Source organism: Clostridium sp. 10cd* (assembly GCF_044336395.1).
Taxonomy (GTDB): domain Bacteria; phylum Bacillota_I; class Bacilli_A; order Erysipelotrichales; family Erysipelotrichaceae; genus Clostridium_AQ; species Clostridium_AQ innocuum.
Window position 1 is genome coordinate 1,802,711 of record NZ_CP172347.1, and the last position, 14,841, is coordinate 1,817,551.

The window sequence follows — 14,841 nt, forward strand, 5'->3', positions numbered from 1 at the left end:
AGAAGCTTTCAGGGCAGATAAAGCTAGTGGTGAGTACAATCGAAGGCCTATAAGCCAAATGGCTTTCTGCTTTCGGATATGAACATAGGATAAAGCAGACTGGTTTAGATGATGCTCGTATCCCTTCTTGAAAAGTCCCAAAGCTATGAGCTTACTTTTTTCTGTCTGTTTCACGGAGGTTTTGTCGAAGCACACATATATCCTGTACGGGCACATACATTGTGGTAGTGAAGGAGGGTGTATATGCCTTATCGAATGAACATACAGGAGGTAGTTCAGGAAACCTACAGTGATCTGGATAAGGGGCTGAGTGAACAGGAAGCTGCCGCCAGACTCCGGGATCAGGGAAAAAATGAGCTGCTGAAGAAGAAAAAGGAAACTGTCTTCCAGATGTTTCTGGAACAATTTCAGGATCCGATGGTAATTATATTGATTATCGGAGCAATCGTATCCATATTTTTAAAGGAGTATATTGATGCATCCATCATTCTGACTGTGATTATCCTGAATGCCATCATCGGCGTTGTACAGGAATTCAAGGCGGAGAAAGCAATTGATGCACTGGAAAAGCTGTCTACACCGAAGGCTTTTGTTGTCAGAGAGGGTTTTCTCAAGGAAATCGACTCCAAGGAGCTGGTTGTTGGCGATCTGGTGGAGCTGGAAGTGGGGGGATACATACCGGCCGATATGCGTCTGGTGTCATCCGTCAATCTGAAGGTGGAGGAAAGTACACTGACTGGAGAAAGTGAAGCGGTGGAAAAGGATGCGGCCCTTGTATATGATGAGGAAATCAATATCTCCGATCAGAGAAACATGGTCTTTATGTCCACCTATGTTACATATGGAAAGGCCAGAGGCATTGTTGTACGCACCGGCATGAGCAGTGAGGTCGGTAAAATTGCGCGGATGCTGGATGAAACCAAAGAGGACATGACACCGCTGCAGGTGCGTCTTGCCCATCTGTCTAAAATATTGGGAATCGGTTCCGTCGGTATCTGTATTGCGATGTTTGTAGTTGCTGTATTGCAGGGACGAGACCTCTTTGATATGCTGCTGCTTTCAATTTCTCTCGCTGTCGCTGCCATACCGGAGGGACTTCCTGCAGTCGTTACCATTGTACTTGCACTGGGTGTTCAGGTCATGAGCCGCAACAATGCTATTATCCGTAAGCTGCATGCTGTGGAAACACTTGGTTCCGTAAGTGTCATCTGTTCCGATAAGACAGGAACATTGACACAGAATAAAATGCATGTGGTTTCCTCCTATGCAAACGGTGCCTTGCAGAACCGCAGTGAGGAGCTGCTGCGCGGCTTCTGTTTATGCAACAATGCAACCGTGCAGAAGGAGGAAATCCTCGGAGAGCCTACCGAAGCCGCTTTGATGGCGTTCTGTGAAGAAAACGGGATGCATAAGGACGCAGAAGACCTGTCCTACGTGAGAGTGAATGAGATCAGCTTCGATTCCACACGTAAGCTCATGACAACGATTCATCAGCATGGAAAAGAGTATGTGGCATTCACCAAGGGAGCCCTGGAAAAGGTGCTGGATTTGTGCACACAGGTTCGTATGGATGGCACAACCGTGCGGATGAGCAGCTATGAGAAAAACCGCATACTGGAAGCAAGCAAAAAGGTAAGCAGTGATGCGCAGCGTGTTCTCGCTTTAGCAATGCGCTCCCTGAAAAGTCCGCATGAAAGTGCTGTGGAGAGTAAAATGACGTTTATCGGCTTTGCCGGCTTAATCGATCCGCCTCGCGAGGAGGTACGGGATTCCATCAGGCTGTGCCACAAGGCTGGAATACAGGTTGTTATGATTACAGGAGATCATCCGCTCACTGCATTTGCCATTGCCCGCAATCTGGGAATTGCAAAAACGGAGCAGCAGGTGATCACCGGAAAAGAGCTGGATGAAATGAATGAGGAAACACTGGCGCAGCATGTACAAAGCTATTGTGTATATGCCCGTGTAACACCGGAGCATAAGGTGCGAATCGTCAACGCATTTAAAAAGCATCAGCTTGTCGTTGCCATGTCAGGAGACGGCGTGAACGATGCACCGAGTTTAAAGAATGCCGATATCGGTATCGCTATGGGAAAGACGGGAACTGATGTATGCAAGCAGGCCTCCGATATGATTCTTGCGGATGATAACTTCGCAACGATCGTTGAGGCAGTGGAGCAGGGAAGAAATATATATCTGAATATTCAGAAGGCTGTGCTTTATCTTCTAAGCTGCAATCTCGGTGAAATCATGTCGCTGTTTCTTGCCATTGTCTTTATGCCGCATGTTGTCTCCACCCTATCTGCCATACAGATACTGTGGGTCAATCTTGTGACAGATGCCTTTCCGGCACTGGCGCTTGGCGTGGATCCGATGGATAAATTCATCATGGAAGAAAAACCGCGGGATCGAAGAGAAAGTCTGTTTGCGCACGGCGGTATGATATTCACGATTATGAACGGTATGTTCATCGGTACCATTACTCTGGTTGCCTTCCGTAACGGTCTGGATGTCAGCCCTGCCAAGGCACAGACCATGGCCTTCATGGTATTATCGATTTCCCAGCTGTTCCATGCATTGAACCTGCGCTCCCGTACACATTCCATACTGGAGGTTGGAATCATGCGCAATAAGTGGCTGATTCTGACAATGGTGTTTGGAATCACACTGCAGATTGCAGTCTGCCAGCTGCCAATCTTCAATATGCTGCTGAAAACCGTTCCGCTGGATATGTCCTCGTGGACAATGGTTCTCGGCATGTCCTTCAGTATTATCCTTATCAATGAAATCAGTAAATGGATAGCCAAAGAGAGGTAGCATGTAGCCATAAAAATATGGTATACTACTCCTGTTGACCATTGGCAGGTACATATGACTCTGGTCCTGTGTGCCTGCTTTTTCTATGGTCTTTTTGAAAAGGAGTAGATGTATGAAGCATTTTGAAGAACATGTTGAGGATGTTTCTCTCATACTGGATGAAGAGGAATGTTCTGATACAAAACAAACGGATATGATTCTGGATGTCGGGGATCGCCCGCCGCTTCTGCAATGGCTGTTTCTGAGCTTTCAGCACGTATTTGCAATGTTTGGGGCAACGATCCTGGTGCCTACCCTGACGGGCTTACCCGTTTCGGTGGCACTTTTTGCAAGCGGTGTGGGAACGCTGATTTATACGTTTGTGACAAAGCGCAAAGTACCCGTATATCTGGGAAGCTCATTTGCCTATATCAGCGCAGTGGTAATTGCAATCAAGGCGATGGGTGGCAGTGTGGATGCTGCACAGACAGGACTGATGCTGGTTGGTGTGATCTATGTAGTTGTTGCATTGATTGTACGTGTTATCGGAAAGGAATGGATCGATAAGCTCCTTCCACCCATCGTAATCGGACCGATGATAGCGGTTATCGGATTGGGTCTTGCCGCGAATGCTGTCAGCAATGCCCAGTTCATTAAGGATGGAGATCCCCGTGCCATGATCGTCGCTATCGTCACCTTTCTGATTGCGGCCCTGATTTCCACAAAAGCAAAGGGATTTTTCAAAATTATTCCCTTTCTGATTGCCATTCTTGGCGGTTATGTGTTGTCACTATGCCTGGGACTGGTTGATTTTCAGGCGGTTGTGAATGCCAAATGGCTGTCCTTTCCTGATTTTATCCTGCCCTTTAAAATTGGAAATTTCCGCACCTATAACCTGTATTTCGGTCCGGAAACGCTTGCGATTTTACCGGTTGCACTGGTTACGATTTCCGAGCATATCGGCGATCATACGGTACTTGGAAAAATCTGCGGACGCAATTTCTTAAAGGATCCCGGTCTGGAGCGTACGCTGATGGGAGATGGTATTGCAACCGCAGTTTCTGCCTTCCTTGGAGGTCCGGCGAATACGACCTATGGAGAAAATACCGGTGTGATCGGTATGACAAAAATAAGCAGTGTTTATGTAACAGGCGGTGCTGCGTGCATTGCCATTCTGCTATCCTGCGTTGGAAAGATTTCCGCCTTTATCTCAACGATTCCCGCCTGTGTACTGGGAGGCATGAGTATTCTTTTATACGGGGTCATTGCCAGCAACGGCCTGCGTGTACTTGTCGATAACAAGATTGATTTTGGAAAGCAGCGTAATCTGGTCATCGCCTCTGCCATGCTCGTCATCGGTCTTGGCGGTGCCATACTTCCTGTAGGAAGCTTCATGACCCTATCGGGAACCGCGTTATCCGCGCTTGTCGGTATCATCTTGAATCTGATTCTTCCCAAAGCGTCTTAATACCTGAAAACAACGTAGCATATGAAAATGGATGAATTCCTGCAGATACCGGGTGTTCATCTGTTTTTATTATAGATTGAAACCAGTAAATTTTCTTATTTGCTATACAGATATAACGTGAATTACGTTATAATTAGGCTATGAACGAGGAAATAAAAAAGACTTTGACACCAAAGGAAGCAAAAAAAGAGAAGATGAGAAGAAAACGGCAGCTGCGAAAGGAACGGGAAATATGAAAATTGTGCAGGGATACAACAAAAGAGGATCTGCTGTTTCGCTTTATGAAAACATATTCCGTGAAGGAAGCAATGGCGCTGAAGACACTGAACGAATACCATATTAAAATAACCCGGCAACAGATTGACTTTGCAAGGAACAGGATGAAAGGAATCCGGGCGAACAATAAAAGAAAGAGAGTACATAGGAAAGAGCGAAAGCAACGCCTGCTGGAGGAAAAGGAATATCAGGCATATAAAGAGGATGTCTGTCTGCGTTTTATGGAGACGGGGCAGGTATACACGCTGGAGGAATATGCGATTATCAAAGAAGAATTTTTTTAAAGGAGAAGAGAATGCAGTTTAAACGAATATATGTGGAAATAACGAATACATGCAATCTGTCCTGCAGCTTCTGCATACAAAATCAAAGAAAACCCCGCAGGATGTCAGTTGCACAGTTTTCACATGTCATCAGAGAAATCAAGCCATACACCGGGCATGTATATCTTCATGTGCTGGGAGAACCGCTGTCCCATCCAGATCTGAAAACGTTTTTGCAGATTTGTGATGAGCAGGAAATGCAGGTGAATCTGACAACGAACGGCACCCTGCTGAACGCATGTCGTGATGTTCTTATGAACAGCAGACTGCGGCAGGTCAATGTATCCCTGCATAGCTTTCCCGAGCATGAGCAGCCGCAGTATCTGGAGCATGTCTTCTCCGTGTGTGAGGAGCTTGCCCAGAAAGGCGTACATATCAGCTATCGCCTGTGGAGTGTACAAAACGGACAGCTATCCGGTGAAAGCACAAGGTTACTGCAGCAGCTGACACAGCATTATCATATATCGCATCCGCAGGAATTTGAAAAGCGTATGCGTCTGGATGTGGGAGATCATCTGCATCTGAATCTGGAATCGGTATTTCAATGGCCGTCCCTGCAGCATCCGTATGTATCTGATTACGGGCGCTGCCTTGGGATGATGCAGATGTGTGCTATTCTAAGTGATGGAACTGTCGTACCCTGCTGTCTGGATTCCAGAGGAGATGCAGCACTTGGAAATATATTCACACGCTCGTTTTCCTCTATTCTTAACAGTGAGCGTGCCGTACAGATGAAAGCGGGCTTTGCACAGCATAACATCGTGGAGGAGCTGTGTAAGCATTGCAGCTACCGCCTGCGCTTCACAGAACATAAGAGAGGAGAAAAAAGTGTATGAAAGAAGAAAGCATTAGAGAATTATCATGTTTTCAGCAGTATGCTACGAAATTGAGCGAGCAGGGTATTTGGATGAAGGCTGCTGAAGCCTGTATTGTAAAGGAGCTGCTGGAAGCGGATAAACAGCTTCCGGAATTAGAGCTTTTGACCAATTCTTCGGTAGTGGAATTCATTATGATGAACATTGTTAAAGATGCAGCACATGAGGAAAAGGACATCACCCTTTCCCGGGTAATGGAAATCATAAAGGAACTGGCATCTGCAAACACCGAAGAAGAAGCACTTCCGTTGATGACAGAATTTGTCAATAATCTCAGAAGGCTTTTAAAGAAAAAGAGAACACGGGATATCCGCAAGCTTACAACTACAGATAAAAACTATTATGAGATTGAAAATCTGTTAAATGAATTGGATATGCATCTGATGAATGCAAGCTCCTATCCATGGTCACAGGCACTACTTGTGGATGTTTTGAGAAGTGTGGATCTGGATTCCATAACGAAAGGAAATTATGAACGCGCCTATGCGGATATTTATGAAATGCATGAGGATCAGGAAGCCTGTGATGCGTGTTATAATCGTTTAATAAAACACTCTCCTGAAGATGCCAACATTTTATATGGATGGCTGACACAGTTGTGGCAGCGCAGGGACTATGATGCCTGTTATGATATGATTATACGTGGACTACAGCTGCAGGACAGCTTTTTTCAGGAGATGTTTTTGGATATTGCACGGGATATCGCTGAACAAACCGGTGATGACAGTGCCTATGTGCAATGGAAAAAGCAATATGGGAAGAGGGATACATATAAACAGAATTTGACGGATACCCGGGTAAACAAAGTTCAGCTGCCACTGGATACCAGCGCCTATACGGACGCAAAGCCCAATAAGCCGTGTCCCTGCGGCAGCGGGAAGAAATTCAAGGCGTGCTGTAAAAAAATACTGGATAAAACAGAGGCACAGGGTGTATGAATATACTGGTAGGAACAACCAACAGAAACAAGGTACGCTCTGTACAGCGTTATCTGCAGGCATATGATGTGCAGCTTGTGACACCGCAGGATGTACAGCTTCATGTAAGGATTGAAGAGGATGGTGCGACACCAATTGAAAATGCAAGGATCAAGGCGCTTGCCTATTATCGCTCTGCCCGGATACCGACCGTTGCCTTTGACAGTGGTCTGTATTTCCTCGATTTGAAAGAGGATGACCCGCTGCAGCCGAAAACACATGTTCGCCGTGTACAGGGCAGAGAATTGAACGATGAGGAAATGATCAGCTATTATCGCAGAATAGCCGCAGATTTCGGTGGACGCCTGCTTTCCGCCTACCGTAACGGAGTTTGCGTTGTGTACGATGAACAGCACATCTATACGTATATGGAGGATATGGAAACGGCAAGAGACTTCGCCTTTTATCTCTGTGACACGCCGCATGAGCAGCGCACACCGGGATGGCCGCTTGATTCTATTTCCATCGATGCAAAAACGATGAAGTATTTTCATGATATGGCAGATACAGAGTATGCAGCTGCAGGGGAGGATGAAAAACGCCTTACCTCGTATAGAAATATGCTGGCATTTTATCGCAGGGCATTCCATCTGGAAGAGACATCATAACACCAGTTTTCCAAAGGAAGGCTGTTTATCGCGTTGGAAAAGGATTTTGTTCATCCTTTTTGCTTTCCGGTTATAAAGAATGCCGGATTCATGATATAATAACACTCGAAAAGGATGCGTGGACATGGAATTAAAAGCATTGCGTATATCAGAAAAAAAGGCAGAGGTTCTTCATAGTATGCAGATTATGCGGGCAGAGGATCTTTTGACCTGTTATCCGTTCCGGTATGAACATCTGGAGGCGAAGCCCCGGGATACATGGGAAAAGGAAGACAGGATCATCTTCGAGGCGGTTATTGTGAACCGGGCAAGGGTGATCCGTTTCAGGGGAAAACAGAGTGTTACCCGCTTTAAGGTGATGCTGGAGGATGAGGAGCTTGATGTTTCGCTGTTTAACCGCCCCTGGGTGTCGGCTTTTACGATGGGGAAGGTAATCACGATTATTGGCAAATATGACGGAGGAAGCCGTGTCACGGCGCTGCAGTATAATTTTAAGCCTATGAAAGAGCAGCTGGGGATCCATCCGGTATACAATGTTCGTGAGGGGATCACACAGAAGGAGCTGGTTCGCTATATTGATAAGGCATGGCAGGCCCTGCAGAATCAGATTCCGGATGTGATTCCAAAGCCGTATCTGGAGAAATATCGTCTGATTCCCAGAAAGCAGGCCTTGTATTTCATTCATCATCCGTCCAGTATGGAGGCGGTGAAGCAGAGCCTTCGGCATTTGAAATATGAGGAATTCCTGAAATTTCAGCTGAGCATGCAGGCGTTAAAGGCCAGGGATACGGAAATGGTCCAGGGGAGTGCCAAGCAGTTCTCCATGGAGGACGTTATGGATTTAAAGCATTCCTTGAGCTTTTCCCTGACAAATGACCAGAACAGGGTGGTTGAGGAAATTTTACAGGATTTATCCAGTGACAAGGTGATGTATCGCATGGTGCAGGGGGATGTCGGCTGTGGAAAGACGATGGTGGCAGCCTTTGGCCTGTATGCCTGTGTGTTGGCACATAAGCAGGCGGTTTTCATGGCACCCACGGAAATTCTTGCCAAGCAGCATCTTACAAATCTGAAGCGGCTGTTTTCGGACTTTGACATTACCGTTGACGTGCTGTATTCGAGCCTGAAGCCGGCACAGAAAAAGGATGTACTGGAGCGCTTGAAGCATAATGAAATTGATATTCTGGTCGGTACGCACGCACTGTTTCAGGATGATGTGGAATATTATGATCTGGGTATGGTGGTTGCGGATGAGCAGCACCGTTTTGGTGTTACCCAGCGAAAGAAAATGCTGGAAAAAGGGGAAAAGGTTGATTTTCTGTTGATGAGTGCAACACCGATCCCCCGTACGCTGGCGATTTCCCTGTATGGCGATATGGATGTGTCCACAATTCAGGAGCTTCCCAAGGGGCGCTCTACGGTTACGACAAAGCTGATATCCAGCCGTTCCATGAGTCCGATTCTGGAAGCTGTGCTGGAAAAAATAGATGAAGGGGATCAGTGCTATGTGGTCTGCCCTGCGATTGAGAAAAATGAGGATATGGATATGCGCAACGTGACGGAAATTTATGACGGGATGTGTGCCTCTCTGGGACGGCGGTATCGCATAGCACTGCTTCATGGAAAAATGAATACGCAGGAAAAGGATGCGGTCATGGAGCGCTTCCTTCACAGGGAGGTTGATATCCTCGTATCCACAACGGTGATTGAGGTCGGTGTGGATGTGAAGGCTGCCAATATCATGGTCATATATGATGCGCACCGCTTCGGACTCTCACAGATTCATCAGCTGCGGGGCCGGGTCGGAAGAGGAACGCGTCCGGGATATTGTTATCTGTTAAGCAGCACGAAGGATCCGGATTCCCTGCAGCGGTTGAAAATCTGCGAACAGACAAGAGACGGCTTTGCGATAGCCCGTGCGGATCTGCAGCTTAGAGGCCCCGGCGATATTCTTGGAACCAGACAAAGCGGTGTTCCGGGCTTTATTCTGGGAGATGTGATTCAGGATGCCAATATTCTGGAGGTCGCGCGTGAGGATGCAGCGGAAATTCTTGCACATCTCGACACAATCGGCTATGAGGAGATAAAAATGTATGTTGAGCATGCAGTTGGGAGTGCCACATATCTGGATTAGTGGTATAATATACAGGAAAACAAGAGGAGATACTAGGTAATGGATACAATATTTGAATGGTTAAAGAATCAGAATATCGCTTATTCCGATAAAAAGCTGATTACACAGGCACTTGTGCATTCCTCCTATGTGAATGAGCATAAGTCCTATGCGCATGATAATGAACGTCTGGAATTTATGGGAGATGCCGTACTGCAGCTATGGACGACGAAGAAGCTGTTTCTGCTGGAGCCGGAGCTGAGCGAAGGGCAGATGACAACCCTGCGTGCACAGCTTGTCTGTGAGGAGGCACTGGCGGAATACAACCGGCAGCTGGGCCTTGGAAAATATCTAATGCTTGGCGTTGGTGAGGAAAAGACGGGTGGAAGACAGCGGGATTCCATTCTGGCGGATATGTTTGAGGCACTGCTTGGCGCGGTCTTTCTGGATCAGGGTATGGAGGCAATCGACAGTATTCTGTCTGCAGTTGTTACACCTGCCATCAGTCGCCCGAAAAGTGAAAAGGTGATCGATTATAAGACGAAGCTGCAGGAGTACATACAGTCGGATTCCCGTAAGACGGTGCATTATGAAACTGTAAACGTTTCCGGACCAAGCAATAAGCCGGAATTTGAGGTTATCGTTATGCTGGATGATATCAACCTGGGACGCGGCAAGGGCTTTTCGAAAAAGCGGGCGGAACAGATGGCAGCCAAGGATGCATTTGAAAAAATGGTAAAATAACAGAAAAGAGCCGTAACAGGTTCTTTTTTTACGGTATAACGGACATGATAAAGTCATAAATGTCTGTGTATAAGCAGAGATAATAGGGGAGTATCAGGAAGCTATGAGACAATCGCTGCAGACATGTGTGAGCATATGAAACCGTAAAACGAAGTGTACCGTCGTTTCAATTCTCATACGACTGTAGAGCACCTCGTTATTGTTTACATGAACCCGACTTTTGCCCCCCAAAAGCAGGAGCTTGTAAAATATTCAAAAAATATCATGTTAAATTTAGGAGTTTTGCCCTTTCCATACGTATATAAGAGTGTATATAGAAAAAAGGAGGATGAGACATATGCAAAAATCGAAGGAAAGGGAGTATCCGATTCCCTTTCACAATGATGTATTTTTCAAGTATATGCTGATTGGTGAGGATGCAGGCTCTGCCATGCTGAGAAGCAGGATCATTGAAGAAATTTACGGATTGAAGGTTCAAAAGACACAGGTGCTGAATCCGGAGCTGCTGCCGGAAGCCTTTTTCGGAAAACGAGCGGTTCTGGATGTTGTATTGGAGGATGAAACAGGTCACCTCTATGATTTGGAAATGCAGGTATCCGGTTATACGAAGGAGGAACAGCTGCGTTTTCAGCAGTATGGTTACCGCCTGGTCGGAAGACAGCTGAAGCAGGGGGATGATTACACAAAGCTGAAGCCGTTTTATCAGATTATTTTCATGTTTGCAATGCCAAAGGATACAGGGCGCATGATTCGACACTACACGGTAAAGGATGAGGATAATCGGGAGGAGCCCAACGGTACACTGCATCGCGCGATTGTGTTTTTACCGATGATCAGGCAGCGTGTAAAGGAGGTCGGAGGCATAGAGAACCTGACGGAATTTGAAACCTTCTGCTATGTGCTTGCATATAATCCGGATGATGCTATACTAAACATGAAGAGAAGGATGGTGAATGTGGCTATGGAAAAATATAATGAGATGCGCGAGGATGGCTCATTATTCAGCTGGGCGGAATCCATTGAATTTGCAGAGCGAGCAGTACAGGCCAATTTGAGAGAGCAGACAGCAGAGGCTGAAAGGCTCGGACTTGAGAAGGGGTTTCAGAAAGGTCTTGAACAGGGCATTGAAAAAGGTATCGTGAAAGGATTGGAAAAAGGCATCGAAAAAGGTATCGAAAAAGGAATGGAAAAGGGTCTGGAAAAAGGGAAAAGAGCATTGTTGAAATCACAAATAGCACACAAATACGGCAAGGAGGATGACTGGATAGATACACTGCCAGATCATCAGGTTGAGGATGCAATTCTTCATATTCTGGAATGTGATACATATGATGCTTTGAAAGACAGGCTGAAGGGTAAAGAAGTGAAATAAGTATACACATCGAGCTGATAGGAAAATCTGGAGCATAACAAACGTAAGGGAGCGATCGTAATCGATAAGCTTCCTTTTTATATTGCAGGGCATGGAAAAGAACAGCTGCTTTTACAGGCGGTTCATTCTTACTTCAGGATGTATATTCAACTTCTATTGATCAATACAATCGTGTTGCGTCTGTATGCTTTAAAGCTACCTGCAATTGAACAGGAACCTTACAAACGGATACGTTTCTGTATAGAAATAACACTTTCGCAAAATAAGCGATATAGAAATGAAAACGGTATCTTTTTTCATTTACGGATGGGGAATCTCATGTTATAATGCTTTTGCAGTGGTATATACCACTAAGGAGGACGAGATGAAGAAAGATCTTGTGAAAATCGTGACGATAGGAGGCGGCTCCTCTTATACGCCCGAGCTTGTCGAAGGATTTATTCGACGTTACGACGAATTGCCGGTCGGTGAATTATGGCTGGTTGATATCGAAGAAGGACGAGAAAAGCTGGAAATCGTCGGTGCTCTCGCTCAGCGCATGGTGAAAAAGGCAGGATTGCCGATGAAGGTGATTCTTTCCTATGATCGAAGAGAAGCATTAAAGGATGCGGATTTTGTGACTACACAAATGCGTATCGGTCGTTTACCGGCACGTGTTCTGGATGAACGGATTCCCTTATCCCACGGGATGATTGGACAGGAAACCAACGGGGCCGGGGGAATGTTTAAAGCATTCCGTACGATTCCGGTCATACTGGATATTGTAAAGGATATGCAGGAGCTTTGTCCGAATGCATGGATGATTAACTTTACAAATCCGGCAGGTATGGTTACGGAAGCTGTTCTGCGTTATACGGATTTCAAAAAAGTGATCGGCTTGTGCAATGTCCCTGTCAATATGGTTGCCGGTATCGCCAATATCCTCGGGGTAGAGGAACATCGTGTGACCATGCAGCTGCAGGGAGTGAATCACCATATCTTTGCGACAGATGTGTTTCTTGACGGCATGAGTGTGATGGATGAGGTTGTAGAGCGCTATGCGAATGTAAAGCCGGAGGATGTGCTGGCAATGAAAAACTTCATATCCCTGCCATATTCCCCTGCCTTTATTCGCGGGTTGCATGCAATACCATGCCCATATCATAATTACTATTTTTTCACAAAGGAACAGCTGGAGGAAGAACAGGAACAATTCGCAAAGGGCAATGTGCGCGGTGAGGTCGTTTCCCGTGTGGAAGAGGAGCTGTTTGAACTGTATAAGGATGAGCAGCTGGATGTCAAACCAAAGCAGCTGGAGATGCGCGGGGGTGCAAAATACAGCGATGCGGCATGCAATCTGATTGCGTCCATCTATACGGATAAGCGTGGTGGATGTACAGAATAACGGCTGTATCAGTGATCTGCCGGATGAAAGCGCCGTTGAGGTTGCGTGCATGATTACTGCGGATGGGCCTAAGCCGCTGGCTACCGGGGAAATGAAGCCGACGATTTCCGGAACGATTCATATGATCAAGGCATTTGAGCGTATGGTTGTTGAGGCTGCGGTTACAGGAAACCGCGATTTGGCAGTAACGGCATTGAATATGAACCCATTGTGTCCAAGTGATCATCTGGCAAATATCGTAGTAGACGAGCTGATTGAGGCACATAAGGAATATCTGCCTCAGTTTCGTGGGAAGTAGCCATGAGACTGCAGGGGAAGGATATTTATGTTCGCAATCAGACTGCGAGCAGAATTACGGATCTATGCTTTCTGTATCCGGGGGGAACCGCACCGCATACCGTAAAGAAGATTCCACCGCATCAGCACCAGCTGGAATTTATTTATGATTTCAGCATAGCAGGCGCAAAGGATCTGGCATTTTATTTTCTTGATGATGAGGATACGAAGTTCATTTTTCATAAGGAGCTTGACGCTGAGCATCAGAATCAGCCGCTGTATGTTTACATAACCATACAGGATGGCAGACGCTGTGTGCGAAGGGATCCTCATGGTAAGGAATTGTATCAGGAATAAGGTGAGTACCTGAAAGCTAAACGAAAAGAACACGCATCTGTTTCGGAGTTCTTTCTCGACGGTGGGTAAACATAAAACAGGGAGAATGCAACACGATTGTATTTATCAATAGAAGTTGAATTCTCTCTGTTTGCAGACACCCTAAAGTAAGAAAGAATCTGGTTTCGGTAGACGTGTTCTTTTTTAGTGGATGAAAAGCATATCGGTTACATGGAATGGCACAGAAACGGTGGATATTATATATGCTGTCGGAAGAGGCACTGCAGAGCCTGTGCAGGAAGGTAGCAGGCAGAGCAACTAGCCTGTAAGCCTTTGTTTATCATGTTAGTTAAGATTTAAAACTCCGGCCTTTGAAAAGGCAAGGTATGACCTTTTCTACATATGGAAACTAAGAAATGTTTAGATTCCCTAGCCTCCAGAGGTGTCATAAATAGATTATGATACAGGGGGTGAAAAGAGTGATATGCAATAAAACAAAAGATATCCTCTTTATAATGCGGTATGAACCACCTTGTGACAATACTTTTGTATGTCTGCATTTTCCATAAGGAATGTGGTTCATGGCTGCTTCCATGTTCAAAAGGCTTACAGTCTGCTTTAGCCAGATGCTGTGACCTGCGAATTTTGGCTATCGAAATATTCATAGCTTATTTACTGAATCTGTTCCTGCGGCTGAAAGAGCTGTTGACAGTATACAAATAAAGCGACATAGTCATTGGAAAGCATATTTCAAGCAGTGTCGATACACCGCCATTTAACAGATAAAGCAAAAGCTCGAATACGACGAGCATGGCATAAGGTCCTGCCACCTTTTGAAAAGCAGCTATATCTCTGGTGAGCAGCTCACACAGTATATGAAAAATCAAAAGCACATACAGGATGGTGGATCCCATCGCAAGGCGAGTATGCCATTTTGACAGTGTTGCATGTACATAGGGGGCATAGGGAAGCAGTACGGAAAATACCATACCGAGACAGCTGAGTGAAAGTACAAGCCAACCCAGCCTGTTGCGGTATTCAAGGGAAGCCATCCATTTTCTCGTATACACATAAAAGTATAAGGCAGCGCTGGCCGCCCATAGCATCAGATACCAGCGCATATGCAGTGCATTTCCCAGATGGGAAAGATTTTGTGAAAGTGGTTTGACAAACCACAGGGTATTGAGATTGATGATCCAGATTCCCGCAATGCATAATGTTTGATTTGGGCGCATGAGCATTCTCCTTTACAGCAATCTATTATACCATTTGAAAAATGTGAAAAAATGTGAA

11 protein-coding genes and 1 pseudogene are annotated in these 14,841 nt (G+C 45.8%); 11 read left to right on the forward strand and 1 reads right to left on the reverse strand.

What is annotated here, in order from left to right; genetic code table 11:
- Positions 1-243 precede the first annotated feature (243 nt).
- The 11 genes and pseudogenes from ACG3M1_RS08860 (at position 244) to ACG3M1_RS08910 (ending at position 13,569) form a co-directional block, all read left to right on the forward strand.
- Positions 244-2,817 (forward strand): cation-translocating P-type ATPase, encoded by a 2,574-nt coding sequence (locus ACG3M1_RS08860; protein WP_008818923.1) that lies wholly within the window; start codon positions 244-246, stop codon positions 2,815-2,817.
- A gap of 112 nt (positions 2,818-2,929) precedes the next feature.
- Entirely contained in the window at positions 2,930-4,264 is a 1,335-nt protein-coding gene (locus tag ACG3M1_RS08865) for a uracil-xanthine permease family protein (protein ID WP_008818922.1), read from the forward strand.
- Positions 4,265-4,503: 239 nt separating this feature from the next.
- Positions 4,504-4,824, forward strand: a complete 321-nt coding sequence (locus tag ACG3M1_RS08870; protein ID WP_008818921.1) for a hypothetical protein — start codon at positions 4,504-4,506, stop codon at positions 4,822-4,824.
- 11 nt (positions 4,825-4,835) lie between these two features.
- Complete coding sequence (locus tag ACG3M1_RS08875; RefSeq protein ID WP_008818920.1) at positions 4,836-5,699, forward strand: radical SAM/SPASM domain-containing protein; 864 nt, start codon at positions 4,836-4,838, stop codon at positions 5,697-5,699.
- A complete protein-coding gene (locus tag ACG3M1_RS08880) occupies positions 5,696-6,676 on the forward strand; it encodes an SEC-C domain-containing protein (protein ID WP_395815186.1) in 981 nt (326 codons plus the stop codon). The genes ACG3M1_RS08875 and ACG3M1_RS08880 overlap by 4 nt, the downstream gene beginning before the upstream one ends.
- Positions 6,673-7,323 (forward strand): non-canonical purine NTP pyrophosphatase, encoded by a 651-nt coding sequence (locus tag ACG3M1_RS08885; protein WP_008818918.1) that lies wholly within the window; start codon positions 6,673-6,675, stop codon positions 7,321-7,323. Before ACG3M1_RS08880 ends, ACG3M1_RS08885 begins: the two co-directional genes overlap by 4 nt.
- Positions 7,324-7,447: 124 nt before the next feature.
- A complete protein-coding gene (recG, locus tag ACG3M1_RS08890) occupies positions 7,448-9,457 on the forward strand; it encodes an ATP-dependent DNA helicase RecG (RefSeq protein ID WP_242408228.1) in 2,010 nt (669 codons plus the stop codon).
- Positions 9,458-9,496: 39 nt separating this feature from the next.
- Positions 9,497-10,180 carry a ribonuclease III gene (gene rnc / locus ACG3M1_RS08895; protein ID WP_008818916.1) on the forward strand — a complete coding sequence of 228 codons (684 nt, stop codon included), beginning with the start codon at positions 9,497-9,499 and terminating at the stop codon, positions 10,178-10,180.
- A 337-nt stretch (positions 10,181-10,517) separates the two neighbouring features.
- The gene (locus tag ACG3M1_RS08900; RefSeq protein WP_008818915.1) at positions 10,518-11,552 is read left to right on the forward strand and encodes a PD-(D/E)XK nuclease family transposase; all 1,035 of its coding nucleotides are present in this window, start codon (positions 10,518-10,520) and stop codon (positions 11,550-11,552) included.
- Between the two features lie 364 nt (positions 11,553-11,916).
- Positions 11,917-13,234, forward strand: a pseudogene (locus tag ACG3M1_RS08905) (6-phospho-beta-glucosidase).
- A 2-nt stretch (positions 13,235-13,236) separates the two neighbouring features.
- Positions 13,237-13,569 (forward strand): hypothetical protein, encoded by a 333-nt coding sequence (locus ACG3M1_RS08910; RefSeq protein WP_002608474.1) that lies wholly within the window; start codon positions 13,237-13,239, stop codon positions 13,567-13,569.
- A 647-nt stretch (positions 13,570-14,216) separates the two neighbouring features.
- Here the strand turns inward: ACG3M1_RS08910 and ACG3M1_RS08915 are convergent.
- On the reverse strand, positions 14,217-14,783 hold the full coding sequence (locus ACG3M1_RS08915) for a hypothetical protein (RefSeq protein ID WP_008818913.1): 567 nt from the start codon (positions 14,781-14,783) through the stop codon (positions 14,217-14,219).
- Positions 14,784-14,841: the final 58 nt, after the last annotated feature.